We start from the raw sequence: 17,957 nt of genomic DNA, 5'->3' as shown, positions 1-17,957 counted from the left end.
ACCTGCATCCGTTCTGATGCTACGCCTTGGCCAGCGGAGGGTTGAGTTGAACATCTCTGAGCAGCGTGTGAAGTCGATGACGACCGCCGGTCTGAACCTGATCGGGCAGGCCTTGTCGATCTATGACAGCGATCTGCGCCTTGTTGTCAGCAACCGGCGCTATCAGGAAATGTTTGATCTGCCGGACGCGCTTGTACAGCCCGGAGCGCTGTTTGCCGACACAATACGGCACATCGCGGAGCGTGGCGAATATGGTCGCGACGTAGATGCCGAGGAAATCGTGAATCAGCGCGTCACGCAGGCATTGGCGTTCGAACCGCATTACCTGGAGCGGGTCAGGGCGAACGGGCAGGTTATCTCGGTCGAGGGTGCGCCGTTACCGCAAGGCGGCTGGGTCGCGGTTTACACCGACATTACCCGCACCACACGCGCCGAAGACCTGCTGCGGGCCCGGTCCGAAGAATTATCCGATCGGGTTCTCAGCCACGCCAAGGAGCTTTCGGCGGCCAACAGGCAATTGGCTGCCACCAACGCGGCGCTGGAAGAGGCCAAGCGCGAACTGACCGAAATCGAAGCGCGCACGCGGATGACGACCGAGATGATGCCCGCCCATATCGCCCATCTGGATGAAGAGGGGCGCTATGATTACTCCAATCGTCGCCTCAGTTCGGTTCTGCCAAGCCGTCCTTCGGATATCCTCGGCATGCATATCTCGGACGCATTGGGGGCACATGCCTTTGCGCGGGTCGGGCCGCATTTGCAAAAGGCGTATGACGGTGAAACCTCGGTCTTTGAATTCACCGAAGATCATGACGCGCGGCGCATCCGGGTTTCGTTCACACCCGACGGGGCAGGAGGGGTGTATGTCATGTCGGTGGATATCACCGAAGAAACCCAGGCCCGGGTTGCCCTGCAACAGACCCGCCGTCGCGCGCTGGCGGCGCAGATGACCAGCGGATTGGCGCATGATTTTTCAAACCTGTTGACCATCATATTGGGCATGCAGGCCAGGCTGGACCGTATGGATCTGCCGGAAGATGCGAAAGAACTGATCGCCGCAACACAGCAGACCGCACGGCGCGGAGGGCAACTGCTGAACCGCATCGCGGATATGACGGGAAATCGAACGCCTCAGCCGCAGGCGACCGACATGAAGGGCCTGCTTGAAGATCTGCGGGTTCTTGCGTCCCCGTCCCTTCCGCGCGGCATGGGTTTGTCTGTTGTCAACAACCTGCCTGACCAGGTGCTGATGCTGGATCCCGGTATGCTGCAGGATGCGCTTCTAAACCTTATTCTGAATGCGCGGGATGCCTGCGGGACCACCGGTCAGATTACAATCAGCGCCCATGCCGTCGGAACGATCTGGATCGAGATCGCCGTATCCGATACCGGGCCTGGTTTTTCGTCCGAAGCGTTGGACAAGGCGCTTGACCCGTTCTTCACCACCAAAGGCAGCGAGGGTTCGGGGCTGGGTCTGCCCATGGTTTACGACACGGTCAAGCTGGCTGGTGGAGGCCTGAATATGCGCAACACACCGTCCGGCGCGTCCGTCGTTCTGCGACTGCCCTACCGACCTGCGCCACCGGTGCAGGACGGACTGGTACTGCTGGTCGAAGACGATGCCGACCTGCGCGGTCAGTTCCGGGATATGCTTGTCGAACAGGGCTATTCGGTGATCGAAGCGACATCCGTTGACGAGGCGCTTGCGCTGGCCCGGGATGTGGAAGACATCGTTTTGGTATTGTCCGACGTTCTGTTGGAGGGCAAAGGCACAGGGCTTGATCTGTCGAAATCAATTGGGTCGGGGCTGCCCTGCATCCTGATGACATCGCTGCCGCCCTCGGACCTTCTGTATCGCGAGGCGCTTACCCTTGCGCCAGTGTTGCGAAAACCGTTTACACAGGCGCAGCTATCCGCCCTGATCCGATCCGAGACGATTTCATGACCCAACCGCTGGTGACCATCCTCGACGATGAGCCCGAAATTCGACGGATTCTTACGGATACGCTCGAAGATGCGGGCTTTCGAACACAGAGCTTCTCGCGAGCGCGAGAATTTGAGGCGGCGCTGAACAGCGTCACACCCGATGTGTGTCTGGTTGACCTGTCCCTGCCGGACACGGATGGGCTGGCCCTGGTTCACCGGCTGGCGCTGGAACAAGGGGCTGCGGTCATTATCATTTCCGGTCGCGCTCAGGTGCAGGATCGTGTGACAGGGCTTGAATTGGGGGCGGACGATTACATCACCAAACCCTTTGACCCGGCTGAAGTTGTCGCGCGCATCCGTGCAAGATTGCGCTCGCCGCAGGCGCGGACTGCGCGTTCTGATGTGGCGCAGTTCAATGGTTGGACCGCCCATTTCGACCGGTATGCCCTTGAAAATGAGAATGGGGCCGAAACAACCTTCAGCCATGCAGAAGGCGAAGTTCTGCGGCTGTTTCTGGAAAGCCCCAAAAGGCTGATCAGCCGCGCCCAGATGCAGGAAACACTGGGGGGCGCGGCGGGCGAAAGCTTCGATCGGGCGATGGATGTGCGGATTTCACGCTTACGCACCAAGTTGGGTGAAGATCCCAAAAACCCTCGGTTGATCAAAACTATTTATGGGGCCGGGTATATCTTCCTTGGCGATGTGAAATGGCTTTGAGCAAAGGATCATTGGATGAGGCTGTGCTTCGGCACGCCCGACACGATGAATGGTCCTTGCAACAAGTCAGACCGAGCGAAGCCGGTCAATACTCCCGTCTGTAGGGCACACCTTTTTTGCGCCCGAAAAGCGGAACGGCACGTTGAATGCCGCTCGGTCAGGGGATCATTCCCGCAAGGCCTGATCTTTTATCTTTACAACCGGCTGTATGATGTAATCCAAAACCGATTTCCGCCCAGACAGCATATCGACCTCGGCAATCATGCCTGGAATTATTTCGACCGCGATGCCGTTGCCGTCCAACATCGTGTTGCTGGTTCGGATTTCCACGACAAAGACTTCCTCATCATTGCGTTCTGATCGGGTAATGGTGTCGGCACCGATACGAATGATCTCTCCCTTCAGGCCGCCGTAGCGGGCGAAATCATATGCGGTTATCTTCACTTTGACCTGCTGGCCAGCAAACAAGAATGCGATGTCTTCGGGCCGCACATAGGCTTCGACCAGCAGTGAATCGTCCAGTGGGACAATTTCAATAAGTTCCTCGCCGCTTCGGGCCAATCCTCCGATTGTGGTGCGGTGAATGCGATTGACGATGCCGCGCACCGGGGACCGCACCTGCGCGCGCAAAGCCCGGTCGCGCAAGGCGGGCAGGGTGGGTTGCAGCGCTGCCAATTCTGCTGTTGCCAAGGCCAGATCCGTCAACGCGGCGCTGCGGAACCGGCTGCGGGTGGCCCGAATGCGATCGTCAATCTCGGCCAGACCGGTTTTTAGCCGACTGGTTACGGCTTCGGCCCTGACTTTGCGACCCTTCCACTCAGCCTCACTGCGGCGCAGGGCCAGAAGCGTCGTTGCAGGCTCCATTCGGCTTTCCACAAGCGGAGCCATCATTGCGCGTTCCTCGGCCAGAACCTTGAGCGTCTCCTCGGCTGTGACCTGATCCACCAAACCTTCCTCGAATTCCCGGTGCCGCTGTTGCCGCTGACGTTCCAGGATCGCGATTTCCGCCTGCAGCTCGGCCATGCGCCCCTGAAACAAAGCGGTTTCCGAGCGCACAACCGTCGGCGCGCCTTCGATCAGCCGTGCCTCGAAATGCAACTCAGCGTCGTCAATTTCAGCCTGCAGCCGCTGCACACGCGCCATCAAGCCATACGCCTTTTGCTGTTCTTGATTCAACTGGCTGTCGATCTGGGTGGCATCCAGTTCCATCAACAACGCACCTTTGTCCACAACTTGACCTTCGCGCACATATACGGATTGCAAGACCCCGGGTTCCGTGGCCTCGATCACCTGTATGTCTCCCGAGGGGACGATCCGGCCATCCACGCGCGTGACGTCGTCCAACTCCGTCAGGTGCGCCCAAACCCCCGCACATATCAGGCAGGACAAGATCGCCAGCAATAGGATCGAACCCCGCAAGGGCGAGCGGCCACGCATTTCCCGCGCAAGCGCTGCCAGATCAGGATGCTGCGACATTCAGATGACTCCCTGCCCTGCGTGGGCGTTGCGACAGCAGGCTTTTGGGTCCATCGGCGCAAATTTTTCCGCCCTCAATCACGATGACCCTGTCGACGAGGTCCAGCAAGCTGGTGCGATGGGTGACAATAACCATTGTGCTGTCTTTGGTGGCTTGCTTCAGGCGTTGAACGACCTCTGCCTCGGTCTTGACGTCCATGGCGCTGGTCGGTTCGTCGAACAAAAGAACCGGAGGCCTTCCGACCAGCGCGCGGGCCAGGGCGATAGCCTGTTTCTGACCACCAGAAAGCCCTTCGCCACGCTCGGCAATACTAAGGTCATAGCCGCCGGGGTGCCGGGCGACAAAATCTTCCACGCCTGCAATGCGACCGGCCTCGATCAGGTCTTCATCCCGAGGGCGGATTGTGCCGCTATTGATATTGTCCCTTATCGACCCCGAAAACAGCCAGATTTCCTGCAACACTGATCCGATGTTGCGGCGCAGGTCGCCCGGGTCGATCTGGCGGATATCCACGCCATCAAGCATCACCGATCCGACCCGCGGGGCGTAAAGCCCCAAAAGCAGTCGCGTTATCGTGCTTTTCCCAGACCCGATCTGCCCGAGAATTGCAACTTTCTCACCGGGGTTAATGGTAAAGGAGACCCCATTCAACGTGTCCTCGGACTGATCCGGATATGCGAAATGAACATTGCTGAACGAAATACCGCCCTGGATATTGGACCGGCTTATCCAGCTGCGCCCATCCGGTCTTTCGCTTTCAGCCCGCATCAACGTGTCAAGGTTACGGTAGGCGCTTCGCGCCTGATTGGCGCGGGTCAGCGTTTGGGCGAGTTGCCCCAATGGTGCCAGAGCGCGACCGGTCAGCATGACCGAGGCAACAAGCGCACCCATGCTGGCCTGACCTTCCGTGATCAGAAACACGCCGCAAAAAACAATCAGGACCTGCGCGGCCTGCTGAGTGAAACCCGTTAGATTCAACGCAAACTGAGTGACCGCCCGACTGCGCGCGCCATGCGCGGATTGCCGTTCAATCGCGGTTTTCCACCTGGATCGCATTTGCCGCCCGGCGGCCGTGGTCTTGATGGTTTCAAGGCCCGAAACCGCTTCAACAAGGACCGATTGTTTGGATTGACCATCCGCAAGGCTCTTTTCCGCCATGCGCGATAAAACCGGCTGGACGGCGAGGCCGCTTAGCAAAACAAACGGAACCGCCAGCGCCGGTATCAGGGCAAGCGGCCCGCCGACCAGATAGATGACAAAGATGAAAAGTCCTATGAAGGGCAGATCAACCACCGCGACCAGAGTAGCCGAGGTAAAGAACTCTCGTAGTGTTTCGAACTCGCGAATGGTGCTGGTGATCGCTCCGGTCGATTCCGTGCGTGACTTCATCTGGATGTTCAGCAGCTTGTCAAAAACGCGCTGACCCATGAGCATGTCAGCTCTTTGCCCGGCCCGGTCAATGAACCCAGCCCGTAGCAGTTTTAGGATAAAGTCGAACACAAGTGCCAGACACACCCCGGTCGTCAGCGCGATCAGGGATTCCGTTGCCTCATTTGGCAAAACCCGATCGTAAACCACCATAATGAAGACTGAGGTCGACAGGCTCAACAGATTTGCCAGCGCAGCGGCCAACGCCACCTGAATGTATGACCATCGATTGGCTGCAAGCGCGGACCAAAACCAATGCCCTGGGCCTACGCTTGGTTCCACGACCGCTCCATCGCGATTGTCGCGCCGAAACAGGATGGCGTAGCCGGTATAGGTATCGCTCAGGCTCTGCTCGGAAATCTCGCCTATACCGTCCCCGAGTTCCGGGTCGAAAACAAGCAGCGCACCGGTCGTCGTACGCCCATGATAGACGACGGCCCTGTCGTCTTGCAGAAACAGGATCGCCGGCACCAGAACGTCGTCGAATTTGGCCAGTTTCCGCGCGCCATATGCCGCCTGCAGCCCTGAACGATGGGCCAGCGCAATAATGTCGCGTATTTCTAGGTCGCTTTTGGGCCCCGATTGAACCGCGTGCAACGCCGCCAGAGTCAATGGCCTGTCCAGAGTTGCGGCCACATTCAAAAGGCAGGCCTCGTAGGTGGTTGGTACAGAGGGGTCAGATGCCTCGCAACGTTCGATCATTGAGCCTCTTCCCATTTGGTCAGTGAAATTCCAAGCAGGCCCAGAATGTCGCCTGTCAGGCTCAGCGCGGCATAGTTGGTCAGGAAAAAGTTCTGTTCGGACAGGATCAGGCGTTCTTGTGCGTCGACGTAATCTAGCTGCGCATCCAGAATTTCGATCAGGCTGCGGCGTCCGATTGTGAATTGTGCGCGTGTGGCTTCAAGGCTTTCAGAATTGGCGCGGGCCGCAGAGCGCGCGGCGCGCAATCGTTCGGCCCCGGCTTTCTGGTCCGATCGGATGAAAGCAAGTTCGCGACCTATTTCGCGGACAAGCGTTTCGCGGGCGAATGCGGCCTCATTAACCCGGGCTTCGGCAGCGGCAACGGCAGCGCGACGTTGTCCGGTGCTGTCGATTTCGTAGTTAAAGGCTAGATCCACACCGAAATTGGCATCGTGTCGGTCGTCCTGATTGGCAAAGGCTGCCACGCGGATATCCGGTTGACGGCGGGCCTGTGCTGCCGCCCATTCGGCCTTGGCGGCGACTAACCCAGCATCGGCTCGACGAACCTGTGGGCTTTCAAGCACGATCTGGGAGTCACTGCGTTCAAGCTTTGGGGCTGGTACAGGATCGGAAAGAACACCTGCAGGGGTGCCAAACACCTCGCGGAACCGTGCTTCGGCCCGATCAACCCGCGTTTTTGCGTCGGCGAGCCGGGTGCGGGAATTGGCCATGCGAGAGCGGGCGGTCAAGACATCGGCGTTCGATCCCGCTCCACTCGCCGTGCGGCTTGAAATCTGATGAACCAAATCCTCATGCGCAGCCACATTCTGGGCGGTTATCTTAAGGATTCTTCGACTGTCCTGCACAAGTACGTAAGTTTCAACGGCCGCGAGTGCGGTTGCCGCCGCTGTTTGCAACTGATTGCCACGACTTTCCAGAACCCTAGCCCGCGCGGCGGTCAGATCACCGCGGGCCGCACCGCCGTCGTAGACCAGTTGAGACACGCGCAAGTAGGGTGAGACATCGGCAATGTCAGACTTAATACGCTCCGACCGGGCGTTTATTCCCAGTGAGACTTGCGGAAGAAATGCGCCCTCTGCGGCGAATTGGTTTGCTGTGGCAACCGCGATGCTGGACTCACTTTGGGCCAAAACCGGGCTGGTTTCCACGGCGGCCCGGATTCGTGCGCCAAAATCGCTTTTCGTCAATTCGGCTGAAGGCCTCGTGACCCCGGACCCCGGATGGTCGCCGGAAAAAGACGCTTTTATAGGCCCAAGATCCGGTACTTGAGTGCAGGCAAAGATTTGGCCGGTAAGGATAAGTGCAATAATCAGGCGGAGGGGTTGATTAATCAACTGCATCAAGTTCCTCCAAGCTGAGGCAATTGGCATCCCTTCGATTTGCGTCAGCCATTGCATCCAGAAATCCGGCGACATCAGAAATCCTGTTCTGTTCCGAAGCTAATGATTGCTGGCTCAACCGTTGTTGCGCACGCAGCACCCACGCCCCGTGCAGCAAAGAGAGTTGGTGGGCGTGTATCAAACGCCATGCATCTTTTTGCGTCAAAACTGCCATCTGGGACTGCGACAGTTGCTCCAGTGCGCCCGCGTCGATGGCCAGCAGCCCGATTGGAAACTGAACCCCTTGAACTGACGTCAGTTCCGAGAAAAGACCCAACTTCTTATAGAGAAGACAAAGTTGTCGCGTTTTTTTGGCCGCATATGTCCGGGCCTGAAGAAAGGCTCGTACCTTTTGCAGTTCCGGAGCCAATTGGCCCGATTTGTCAAAAAATGCCTCTCCGTCTTGGTCGTCCGAGACGAGACTCGATGTTTCGTCGACCATCAGTTGAAGCCGTTCTGGCCCGGCAGATTTATCTGCTACTGGAAGCTCCACTTGAAACGGGGGGCATCGCAAGGCAGATGGGACATATGTGGTCAACCACATACCGGCGTCAGAGACAAACGGCGACTCCACTCCGGGCATCATGGACAGCAAAGCCACAGGCTCAGGACCCGTTCTCGAATCCCTGAACGCGATCGGAAAAGTTGCGGCCGCTTGAAATATCTCGGTTTCCACAATGGGACAGTCGGTGCGGTGTCGGGCGAACGCATATGACGTGAATCGCCGCCACGACCTGTGCCTATGCCGGGAAAAGCTGACCGGGTGTAAACTGCTCTGGGTCATTATCGCCTCGCGAAACCTGATTTCAACCTCAGCGGCTTTGTCAGCTCAGGCTGACGCGCCAGTTGGATCAGTGTGAAGGATGTTGTCCGCGGTCAGTCCACCGAGATCGGCCAGGCCATCAAACACAGCCACGGTTTCAACCGAAGCCGTATCCGAGGCCGCGTAGTCGACCTTGACCAGCACGCTATCCGTTCCGTCGGTTGCAAGGACATAGAGTTCGTCGCCCGACTGGACTCCGGCGAAACTCTCGACTGCGGTTTCAATTGTGCCCTGGGTGAGGTCGGAAAGAACTGTGGTCAAGCCGACAAATCCGGTATCCGTTCCAAGCGCGCCGCCGACCGTCATGATCTCCACATCCGTACCGGTCCCGCGCAGAGTTGCGACGTCCAGCCCCCTGAACATCAGCGCGTCTGAGACCTCTGCTGCAGTGCCAAGGGTGAACCCGGTGATGAAATCGACGCCGTTATTCGCGGGGCTGGCCTCAAACACGACGACGTCTCGACCGGCGTCGGAGACATCAATGGCATCGTCGCCATCGCCACCGCGGATAAATGTGTCTGTATCTGCTGCGATCAACGTGTCATCGCGGTCTGTTCCAAGAAAAAACACAGTTGGGCCGCCGTCGGGCGTGGTGAGTGTCAACTCGATCGGCTGGTTGGGGTCTTGAACCGTCATGGTGAACGTGACCAGGGGTTGAGACAGATCGGCGAACGTGGTCGCGGCCCCGGCGAAGTTGATGGTGTCTCCGGCACCCGGGTTGGCCAGGAACAAGTCAAACTCGCTGTTTTCCGTATCCGATCCGATGTCGAAAGTGGCGACAGCCGAGTCAAATTGGAATTCTGCCGTCATGGCCAGACCGTTTGAGATGTCGCGATCTTCGTCCGCGTGAATGGCGAATGTGACGGTCGATCCGCTACGTCCGACTTCCGTCAGCACATAGGCCGCCGGGATGTGCGCCGTTGCATCACTGGAGACAGGCGCGGGATCGGGTCCGCCGGATACCGTCGCCTGGGCGGTGAAGTTCAGGTCGTCACCTGCCTGTGTCCCGGAAAACGCCGACGCAGGTACCGTCGCTGTCCACGAGCCGTCGGCTGCCACCGTCGCGGTGCCTGCAGGAGAACCGTTGAACACTACGTCGACAGATTGTCCCGCAGTCAACCCGGCTGAGGACCCGCTGACCACAACCCCAGCGCTTTGCGCATCCGCTAACGGGACCGCACCGTTTGAGCCGATTGAGTCTAGACTGAGAACAGGGCGGAAATCGGTGGTAAGGGATGTCGTAGATGAAACCACCGTATTCCCCGCAGCATCGTCAACCGTGGCCGTAAGGGTAAAGGTCGTTGCATCTGCCAGCGCGCCCAAATCTGCCGCTGGCACCGTCGTCGTCCAAGCCCCGCCGGAGACGACAGCAGTGTAGGTCTGGCTGCCGAGCGTGACTGAAACGGTTTGTCCGTCTTCCGCAGTGGTGGTTCCTGAAATGCCGAGGTCGACGTCTTTTTCGGCTACATCCAGCACAGCTCCTACGGACAGCGGGTTCACCGAGATACTTGGCGCGGTGAAATCGGTTGCGAAGGCGGCGGTATCCTGATTGTCGTTACCAGCGGCATCCGTGACCGACGCGGCCACGCTGTAGGTTTCCGAATCAATCAGCCCGCTCAGATCCGAGGCGGTTGCGGTGAAGGCCCAGACCCCGCCGGACACAATGGCGGTGCCGCTGAGGTCGACGGTTCCGTCCGACCGCACGATTTGAACCGCGACTACGGTGCCGTCCGGCGCGTCGGATGTTCCGGAGATGGTCAGGTCCGTGCCTTTCTCGGCTGTATTCATGACCGCCCCGTCCGAAAGGTTGGTGATTGCGATGGTCGGCGGCGTGAAGTCGGTGTCAAAACTGTTGCTGGCCTGCGGCGCCGCGTTCCCGGCCGCGTCAGCGACATCCGCCGTGACCGCAACGGTCGCCCCGTCCGACAAGGTCGCGAGGTCCGCCGCTGGTATGGTGACGGTCCAGGTGCCGCCCGTAGCCGTGCCTGTGAATGTTTGACCGATCGCGGAGACAGTCACGATCTGTCCGTCTTCCGCCGTAGTTGAGCCGGAAATGACCAGATCGGTTGCTTGTTCAGCGGCATTTAGGATGGGACCGTCCGAGAAGCCGTCGATGCTCAATGTCGGCGCGCTGACGTCTTTTGCCACCGGCACACTGGCCTGGGGAGCGACAAGTCCGTCGCTGTCCGTCACATCGGCGGTGATGGTGAAACTGCCGCCGTCCGCGAGCGCGCCGAGGTCCAGTGCGGGGACAGTAACGCTCCAACTGCCGCCGGAGACGGTGCCGGTGTAGGTCTGCCCATCCAACGTGACGGTGACTTGCTGGCCATCACCGACATTGGCTGTTGACCCGGAGATTGTCAGGTCTGACCCGACCTCGGCTGCGTTGATCGCCGCCCCGACGGAAATAGGCGCGATTGCGATTGAAGGGCCGGTCAGGTCAACGGGTACTGAGACTGACACAGGAACCGCCGGGTTGCCCGCCGGGTCGTTGACGCTCACCCCGATCGCAGCGGGCACACCTGTGGACAGGCCCGCCAGATCGGCGCTTGGGATGGTGACGCTCCAACTGCCGCCACTGGCCGCGCCGGTATAGGTCTGGCCGTTGAAAACGACGGTCACGGTCTGGCCGTCCCCGGCTGTTGTGGTCCCGGACAGGGTCAGATCGCTGCTCAGATCAATAAGATCAATCGAGCCACCCGCGACCGGGTCGAGCGTCACGGTGGGTGCGGTGAAATCGGTGTCGAAGCTGCCATTGGCTTGCGTCGCGGGATTGCCCGCGCTGTCAGACACATCTGCGGTAACGGAGATTGTGGTGCCATCTGGCAGCGAGGTCAGGTCTGCGGCAGGGACGGTCACGCTCCACTGCCCACCCGCGACGGTGCCGGTATAGGTTTGACCATTAACGGTTACCGTTACGGTTTGCCCGGATTCGGCATCTGTGGTGCCGGTGACGGTCAGATCGGTGCTTTGCTCGGCAGAGTTCAGAACTGCACCATCCGAAAAGCCGGTGATCGACAGGGTCGGAGGCAACGTGTCTATGTCGAACCCGACAGTCTGAACCGAGATTTCCTGACCTGCATCGTCCAGGTTGCGGATCGTCACCGTGGATACGCCCTGCGGCAAGTTTCCGGCTTCGGCTGCCGTCAAAGACAGGCTCCAGCTCCCGTCGGCATTGGGTGTCACTGTTTTGACCAGCGATCCTATAGTCACCTCGACGGTTGATGTGCCTTCGGGCGCAATCGCGTTTGTGCTGCCGCTGTTCAACGCCGCAGATTGCACTTGCGCAAGGTTCAGGCTGGGGTAGCTGGGCGCGGGCTCAGGGTCGTCAGACCCACCTCCGCCACCACCTGCGCCAGCGACTGCGGCCCCGGCCAGCCCAACGCCGCCCAATGCTGCGCCAACGCCGCTGATGCCGCTCGTCGCAGCCGCGCCTCCTGCTTCGGCGACGCTGAGTTGAGCAATTTCACCGACCACCTCTTCCGCGATCATGATTGCGCCGCCTTCGAGGACCTGCACATTTTCTGCCGCCACGATCAAAGTACGGCCGTCCGCCATTTTCAGAAGCACATCGCCGTTCTTGAGCAGTTTTGCAGTCCGCACCCCAGGAATGGCTTCGGCGAACTGAAAGGCATAGAGATCCTCAATCGCGGCCTGAGACAGCGCAGGCAATGCGGTCAGCATGGTTCCAAGCCCACCCAAAACCCCACCTCCGGCCCAGCGGCGAAGTTTGCCGTCAATCCACTTGCGGATATCGTGCTTGTGTTCGGCATACGGTTGATCTGCGGCCGGACGGGTGTTCGAATCGGGTGCTTTAGTCATCTTTCCCTCACATTTGGTTGTTGCAAACTGCCGATGGGGACAGGCTGCCCGGTCAAGGTTCTGTTCATCTGTCTTGCCGTCTGGCGATTGCTGCGATCGGACCAGAAAAAATTGAGTTAAACCGAAACCGAACTCCTTGTTTTCACCACATTTCCGTTTTGGTTTTGGCCGGGGCATCGGATCATCCTGTTTTCAGTGCCAGGGGTGGCGTAGGGGGTGACGGTTATGATGCTTCGGTTCGAAACTGTGATTGCAACGGCTAGCGCGGCGTTCGATTCAGGTATCGGCGATACGGCTTTAAAAACGCTTAACGGGGACACGTATCTCTATTCCGTCTCGGGCCCGCTGGGTGGCGTTGCCGCCTGGCGACTGGTCGAGGGGAACCTGCCGCAACTGGTGGATACCGAGTATTACGGCGGAACGATCACCTTTCAGGTGGGTTGCAGCGCAACGCCGGTCACGCTGGCGGGAACCGATCATCTTGTATTGGATGTAGACACGGCGACAGGGCTGGTCAGCTATGAGCTAAACGCTGACGGCTCCGTCGGCAGTCTGCAGGAAACCGGCACCCTGACGGGCGGCGGGGATATCCCGGCCCTTGTGCAGATTTCACTGGGTGCCACGGATATTCTGGTGGTGGCGCATGAGGATACGGGCCAGATCGGGACCTATTTTGTTAACGGTGACGGGACGCTCAGCCTGGCTGGTTTGGTGGCGGGGCAGGTTGATTCCATCCAGACGGTGCAGGCCGAGTCAGGGCATTTTGTGATTGCGTCTGATGCCGACAGCAACACGATCGCGACCTATCATTTGGATCAGGGGACAGGCACGCTGAGCGCAATCGACAACAGCGCGGCCACGTCCACTTTGGGAATTGCCACGCCCACCGCGTTGGAGGTGGTCGAAGTGTTCGGTCAGTCCTGGGTGATCGTGGCAGGGTCGGATACTCATTCGATCAGCGTCATGAAGCTGGGCAGCAATGGCAGCCTCAGCCCCACGGATCACGTTCTGGACTCCCGCTATACCCGGTTCGAATCGGTGCAGGACATGTCGGTTATCGAAGTGGACGGACGCGCCTTTGTTGTCGCCGGTGGATCGGACGGGGGCGTAACCCTGTTCACCCTCACACCCGATGGTCAGTTGATCCATCTGGACAGTTTTGAGGATACGCTGGCGACCGGTCTGCAAAACATCCAGTCCCTGAGCGTCGCCCATATCGGCGATGAGTTACAGATCTTTGCGGCCTCGCAAACGGAGGCCGGGCTGACACAGCTCACCACCTCGGTCGCGGATCTGGGCATGGTACGCGAGGGGTTTGGCACCGTCACCGGCACGGGCCTTGATGACATGCTGACAGGCGGTGTCCTGAGTTCCACTCTGTTGGGCGGGGCCGGTGACGATATTCTGATCGCAGGCACCGGGGCGACAACCATGACCGGCGGGGCGGGGGCCGATATCTTTGTCATGCAATGGGGCAGCGACTCCACAACGATCACCGATTTCGAGGCCGGCATCGACCGGCTGGACTTGTTCGACTTCATTCTGTTGCGGTCGCCGTCCCAACTGAGTTTCACGAAAACCGCGCAGGGGGCCGACATCGAATATCGCGGACAGACCGTGCATGTTCACTCCGCGACCGGAGGCGGGCTGACCAGCGCCGACATATTCGGGCCCGGCTTTGGCGGCCCCGATCACGTTCCAGTGGATTTCGGAGATTTCGGCGGGTTGGACCCGGACAGCTCCGGAGGCATTCAAGGGGATGTCAGCATCAATTCGGAAACCGCCAATCCGGGGCTCACGGATGCCGAAATCCGCTTTACCCCCGATGGCGGGGGAACGGTCGTGGCCACGGCGGACAGTACCGGCCAGTTCGATCTGGACCTGCCGGACGGCACCTTCCCCGGAGAGTTGGAGATCGTCAAAACCTACTCGACCGCCAGCGGCGAAATCACCGCCCTTGATGCTCTGCAGGTTCTGCGGCTTGCGGTTGGGCTTGATCCAACCTGGGGCACAGCTGAGGCCGAAAATCTGATTGCAGCGGACATCACCCGGGACGGGACGATCAATGCGCTGGACGCTCTGGCGATTTTGCAGGTGGCGGTTGGTCAGTCCACGTCGAACGACGCGGAATGGGTGTTTCTGGACGCCAACGCTGATCTGTCCGGGATCACAAGGAACAACGTCGTCTACGAGACGGGTATGGATGTCGTCGCAATGGATGGTGCGATTTCAGCGGATATGACCTCGATCCTTTTGGGCAATCTCGAAGCCGTCTGAGCCGTGCAAAAAAACTGGCCCTACGGTTACGAGATTTTTAAAGGCCTCTGCTCGGCAATCGCTTCCATCGAGAAATAGGAGGTCACCGCATCCAGTTCGACTGTCGAAATCAGGCGTTGATAGACCTGATCATACGAGTTCATATCCTCGGTGATGACCTTGATCATGTAATCGTAGTCCCCTCCGATCCGAAAAAAATCAACGACGTCGGGGATGAGTAAAACGGCGCGGCGGAATTCATCCAGCCAGTCGGCGGAGTGATGCCGGGTTTTGACCATCATGAAAACGACCAGTCCCAATCCCAGCTTCTGGCGATCCAGAACCACGGTAGAGCCGACGATGATGCCGTTCTCATTCAGCTTCTGCAAACGCCGCCAGCACGCGTTCTGTGACAGGTTGACCCGTTCCGCAAGCTCACGCTGTGACAAGGAACTGTCTTTTTGCAGTTCCTCAATGATCCGTAAGTCTTTCCTGTCCATTTTTTCGGATTGCCCGTTCATTTGACCCATAAACGCGAAAAACTTAGAAGGTTTCTGCATGTAAGGGAAGGACGGGCACGGTCGGTTTTGCGCGTTCAGGCCACTTCCAACGCGTCCGAGGCGATGGCGAATCGCGCGGTGGCCGGGTCGGCCGTATAGTGCGGTTCCAGTTCTTCCAGACGCTTTGTCAGCTCATTCACGCTGTCGATGATGTAGCGCGCTTTGCTGTCATCCATCAGATAGCTGAAGTTCAGGCGGACCCAGCCGGGTTTCAGCAACTCCTTGCCCGCATTCAGGTCATTGAACAGAGCATCCGAATGGGCCCTGTCGATGCCCAGCAACCGGTGCGCATAGGGACCGGCGCAGGCGCAGCCGCCCCGGGTCTGGATGCCGTACACATCGCTGAGCATCCGGGTGAACAACTGGTGATGGAACGGTGACCCGTCGGCGCGGGTGACCCGGAACGAGAAGATGGGAAGCCGGTGCGGATGCTCCGTTCCCAGCAGCGTCAGCTGCGGGTTCTGCGACCAAGCCTGTATGGCCATCTTGTTCATCTCAGCCTCCCGCGCCGAAATGAAAGCCTGCCCTATCGCATCCTTGACGATAAAGGCCAGCGCGGCGCGGATATCGCCGACGACATTGGGCGTGCCTGCCTCTTCCCGGGCGGCGATGTTCGAGGTGTAGCAATGGTTCCAGGGCGAGACGAAAGTCACGGTGCCGCCGCCAGGCCACGATGGGGTTTCCCGGCTAACCGCCGCGTCGCGCACAATCAGCACGCCACTGCCGCCCGGACCACCGGGAAACTTGTGCGGAGAGACGACAACTGCATCCTTCTGCGCGTCGGGGGCCGGGTTCATGTCGATGGGCAGGTAGGGCCCGCCCCCGGCATAGTCCCAGACCACCAGCGCGCCGTGCGACTTGAGCAACCGGGTCACCTCATCGGGTTGCGTGACAATGCCGGTCACGTTGGAGGCGGCGGAAAAGCTGCCGATCTTCACATCCGCATCCGCGTGCTCTTTCAAAGCGGCTTCCAGCGCTTCCAGATCCGGCCCGCCGGTCGCGGCCTCGGGAATTTCGACCACCTCGGCGTTGGATTCGCGCCATGGCAGCAGGTTTGAGTGATGCTCATAGGGGCCGACAAAAACCACTGCTTTCCGGGCTTCATTGACGCCAAACAGGGGAACCAAACGGTTCAGGCCAGCGGTCGCGCCCGAGCCTGCGAAGATCACGCTGCAGCCTTCGGCATTGGTCAGGCGCGAGATTTCCGCGCGGGCCTCGGCGCGCAGCCGGGTCATATAGGCCCCGCAATAAGACGCCTCGGTGTGGCTGTTTGCATAGAACGGCAGCACCGCGTCCCGGATGTAATCTTCGACCTGAGCTAAGGCGCGGCCCGAAGCCACGTAGTCGGCATAGATAAGCGACACGTCCCCAAACAGACCCGGAATGGAAATCCCGTCGCCGATCACACCTTCGCGCAGATCGCGTACGAGGTCTTGGGATTGCAGTGATTGGCGGAATTCAGACAGGGACATCGGGTTTCTCCTTTGAAAGAGAATTTAAGTGCCGAGCGGTAGAAAAGTGACCCAATCTTTGCGTAGTTTCCATAAATGTTGAGTGAATTGAACGAAGAAACTCTGGCTTTTTGGTTGAAAGTATCCAACGATCAACGCATCTGCTTCTTATGCTCCGAAGATGACCAGCTCTCCGTCATAGTCGCAAAGACGATAAACAGTTGAAAGGTCGATCCGAGAGTGCTTCCATCATTCCAAACGATCTGTTCCCGGTCCGTTTGTTGCATTTTCAAGGGTTATGGTAAAAAGGAGCATGATTTGATGATCAGAAAACACCTTGCGGTAGCATGCACATTTTCGATGTTTGCAGTGTCCGCCACCGCGACCGAGCACAACAGTTCGCCCGACATCGCGATTTCCTGCAATCAACACGGCGCGGTTGTAAGAACGGCCAGCGGCGCGACCTATTACCTGGGGAATAGTTGTGACGCGTCGCAGCCAGGCGTTGGGGAAGGCAGATGGTGGTTCGCCGCCTCGGCATTTATCATCGAAATCAACGGCAAATCTGTGCGCTTTGCGCGTGATCTGACCTGCAACGTGCCGTTTTGCCGCCCGTGAGGTCATCGGTCCAAAACACGGTGATCTAATGCGGATGCTGTTTGCAGTGTTTTTGTTATGCGCGCCGCCGGTTGTTGCCGCACCGGATTGCGCTGACGCGCCTGCATCTTTGGTCGCATATGAACCCGCATTTGATGCGGACACGGACCCCGTAAAGGTCATCACCAAAACAGCAGTTACGCGCGGGCCAGAGGTTTTGACCTCGCCAAGGCCGAAGATACGGCCCTGCAAGTTTCGCAAATTCGAGCTTGGGCGTGAAAGAATGCGGGATCGCGGGGCTGTGTGCGGGGATTGGACCATTCTGGGTGAGACGCGCAAACCGATTTCCGGAAAATACCGGGGCTGCGGGATTGCCGACCCGGTTCAAGTGCGCGTGATTTCCGACATCTATCTCAGCCAGCTTGCGCTGATGGATTGCGAGACGGCGGTGACGTACAAGACGTGGATCGAGAATACTGCTAAACCGGCTTTTGCAGGGCAAGGGGGCGGATTGAAGGGGATGCGCCTTGCCGGTCACTATTCGTGCAAGACCCAGAACAATCAGCCCCGGGCGCGCCTGTCGGAGCATGCTCGGGGGCGGGCAATTGATATATCCGCCTTTGTTCTGCAGGACGGCACTCTGATTACTGTCCGCGACGGGTGGGAGGCCGAGGGCACCGCCAATGTTCTGCGCGATCTTCACAGCGGGGCCTGCGGTCTTTTTGGAACCGTGTTGGGGCCCGAGGCGGATCAGTACCACAAAGGGCATTTCCACTTCGACACAGCGCGCCGCAGCAGCGGATCTGTCTGTCGCTGACC

The 17,957-nt window shown here is 59.1% G+C and carries 12 protein-coding genes; 5 read left to right on the top strand and 7 right to left on the bottom strand.

The genetic code is table 11. From position 1 onward, the window contains the following. Nucleotides 1-76 precede the first annotated feature (76 nt). A complete protein-coding gene (locus tag ACR0JN_RS12265; RefSeq protein ID WP_480885980.1) occupies nucleotides 77-1,945 on the top strand; it encodes a PAS-domain containing protein in 1,869 nt (622 codons plus the stop codon). After that, nucleotides 1,942-2,643, top strand: coding sequence for a response regulator transcription factor (locus ACR0JN_RS12260; RefSeq protein WP_480885929.1), 702 nt, complete (start codon nucleotides 1,942-1,944; stop codon nucleotides 2,641-2,643). The genes ACR0JN_RS12265 and ACR0JN_RS12260 overlap by 4 nt, the downstream gene beginning before the upstream one ends. 165 nt (nucleotides 2,644-2,808) lie before the next feature. On the opposite strand, the gene ACR0JN_RS12255 is transcribed toward ACR0JN_RS12260, so the two are convergent. Genes ACR0JN_RS12255 through ACR0JN_RS12235 form a run of 5 tightly spaced genes read right to left on the bottom strand, consistent with a single transcriptional unit; the run spans nucleotide 2,809 to nucleotide 12,274 of the window. Beyond that, nucleotides 2,809-4,119, bottom strand: coding sequence for an HlyD family type I secretion periplasmic adaptor subunit (locus ACR0JN_RS12255; protein ID WP_480885928.1), 1,311 nt, complete (start codon nucleotides 4,117-4,119; stop codon nucleotides 2,809-2,811). Continuing rightward, nucleotides 4,103-6,250, bottom strand: a complete 2,148-nt coding sequence (locus ACR0JN_RS12250) for a type I secretion system permease/ATPase (RefSeq protein WP_480885926.1) — start codon at nucleotides 6,248-6,250, stop codon at nucleotides 4,103-4,105. The genes ACR0JN_RS12255 and ACR0JN_RS12250 overlap by 17 nt, the downstream gene beginning before the upstream one ends. Then, on the bottom strand, nucleotides 6,247-7,647 hold the full coding sequence (locus ACR0JN_RS12245) for a TolC family protein (RefSeq protein ID WP_480885924.1): 1,401 nt from the start codon (nucleotides 7,645-7,647) through the stop codon (nucleotides 6,247-6,249). Before ACR0JN_RS12245 ends, ACR0JN_RS12250 begins: the two co-directional genes overlap by 4 nt. Next, nucleotides 7,577-8,413, bottom strand: coding sequence for a SapC family protein (locus ACR0JN_RS12240; protein ID WP_480885922.1), 837 nt, complete (start codon nucleotides 8,411-8,413; stop codon nucleotides 7,577-7,579). Before ACR0JN_RS12240 ends, ACR0JN_RS12245 begins: the two co-directional genes overlap by 71 nt. Before the next feature lie 45 nt (nucleotides 8,414-8,458). Further along, nucleotides 8,459-12,274: a beta strand repeat-containing protein gene (locus ACR0JN_RS12235; RefSeq protein ID WP_480885920.1), complete on the bottom strand. Its 3,816-nt coding sequence runs from the start codon at nucleotides 12,272-12,274 to the stop codon at nucleotides 8,459-8,461. Nucleotides 12,275-12,499: 225 nt separating this feature from the next. Between ACR0JN_RS12235 and ACR0JN_RS12230 the strand changes: the two genes are divergently transcribed. Then, the gene (locus ACR0JN_RS12230) at nucleotides 12,500-14,551 is read left to right on the top strand and encodes a M10 family metallopeptidase C-terminal domain-containing protein (RefSeq protein WP_480885918.1); all 2,052 of its coding nucleotides are present in this window, start codon (nucleotides 12,500-12,502) and stop codon (nucleotides 14,549-14,551) included. A gap of 26 nt (nucleotides 14,552-14,577) precedes the next feature. On the opposite strand, the gene ACR0JN_RS12225 is transcribed toward ACR0JN_RS12230, so the two are convergent. After that, a complete protein-coding gene (locus tag ACR0JN_RS12225) occupies nucleotides 14,578-15,030 on the bottom strand; it encodes an Lrp/AsnC family transcriptional regulator (protein WP_480885916.1) in 453 nt (150 codons plus the stop codon). Nucleotides 15,031-15,125: 95 nt separating this feature from the next. Beyond that, complete coding sequence (locus ACR0JN_RS12220) at nucleotides 15,126-16,562, bottom strand: aminotransferase class V-fold PLP-dependent enzyme (protein ID WP_480885914.1); 1,437 nt, start codon at nucleotides 16,560-16,562, stop codon at nucleotides 15,126-15,128. A 300-nt stretch (nucleotides 16,563-16,862) separates the two neighbouring features. Here ACR0JN_RS12220 and ACR0JN_RS12215 point away from each other — a divergent pair, with 300 nt between their 5' ends. Together ACR0JN_RS12215 and ACR0JN_RS12210 are read left to right on the top strand one after the other, a co-directional pair. Further along, nucleotides 16,863-17,159, top strand: a complete 297-nt coding sequence (locus tag ACR0JN_RS12215) for a hypothetical protein (RefSeq protein ID WP_480885912.1) — start codon at nucleotides 16,863-16,865, stop codon at nucleotides 17,157-17,159. Nucleotides 17,160-17,421: 262 nt separating this feature from the next. Beyond that, on the top strand, nucleotides 17,422-17,955 hold the full coding sequence (locus ACR0JN_RS12210; RefSeq protein WP_480885910.1) for an extensin-like domain-containing protein: 534 nt from the start codon (nucleotides 17,422-17,424) through the stop codon (nucleotides 17,953-17,955). The last annotated feature ends 2 nt before the right edge of the window (nucleotides 17,956-17,957 follow it).

Source organism: Ruegeria sp. G12, from assembly GCF_056533565.1.
This window is presented reverse-complemented; position numbering and strand designations above follow the sequence as displayed.

Coding starts and splice junctions, on each gene's coding strand:
- ACR0JN_RS12235 (WP_480885920.1), bottom strand. CDS start 12,274: ATGACTAAAGCACCCGATTCGAACACCCGTCCGGCCGCAGATCAACCG.
- ACR0JN_RS12220 (WP_480885914.1), bottom strand. CDS start 16,562: ATGTCCCTGTCTGAATTCCGCCAATCACTGCAATCCCAAGACCTCGTA.
- ACR0JN_RS12230 (WP_480885918.1), top strand. CDS start 12,500: ATGATGCTTCGGTTCGAAACTGTGATTGCAACGGCTAGCGCGGCGTTC.
- ACR0JN_RS12255 (WP_480885928.1), bottom strand. CDS start 4,119: ATGTCGCAGCATCCTGATCTGGCAGCGCTTGCGCGGGAAATGCGTGGC.
- ACR0JN_RS12250 (WP_480885926.1), bottom strand. CDS start 6,250: ATGATCGAACGTTGCGAGGCATCTGACCCCTCTGTACCAACCACCTAC.
- ACR0JN_RS12225 (WP_480885916.1), bottom strand. CDS start 15,030: ATGGACAGGAAAGACTTACGGATCATTGAGGAACTGCAAAAAGACAGT.
- ACR0JN_RS12210 (WP_480885910.1), top strand. CDS start 17,422: ATGCGGGATCGCGGGGCTGTGTGCGGGGATTGGACCATTCTGGGTGAG.
- ACR0JN_RS12260 (WP_480885929.1), top strand. CDS start 1,942: ATGACCCAACCGCTGGTGACCATCCTCGACGATGAGCCCGAAATTCGA.
- ACR0JN_RS12245 (WP_480885924.1), bottom strand. CDS start 7,647: ATGCAATGGCTGACGCAAATCGAAGGGATGCCAATTGCCTCAGCTTGG.
- ACR0JN_RS12215 (WP_480885912.1), top strand. CDS start 16,863: ATGATCAGAAAACACCTTGCGGTAGCATGCACATTTTCGATGTTTGCA.
- ACR0JN_RS12240 (WP_480885922.1), bottom strand. CDS start 8,413: ATGACCCAGAGCAGTTTACACCCGGTCAGCTTTTCCCGGCATAGGCAC.
- ACR0JN_RS12265 (WP_480885980.1), top strand. CDS start 77: ATGACGACCGCCGGTCTGAACCTGATCGGGCAGGCCTTGTCGATCTAT.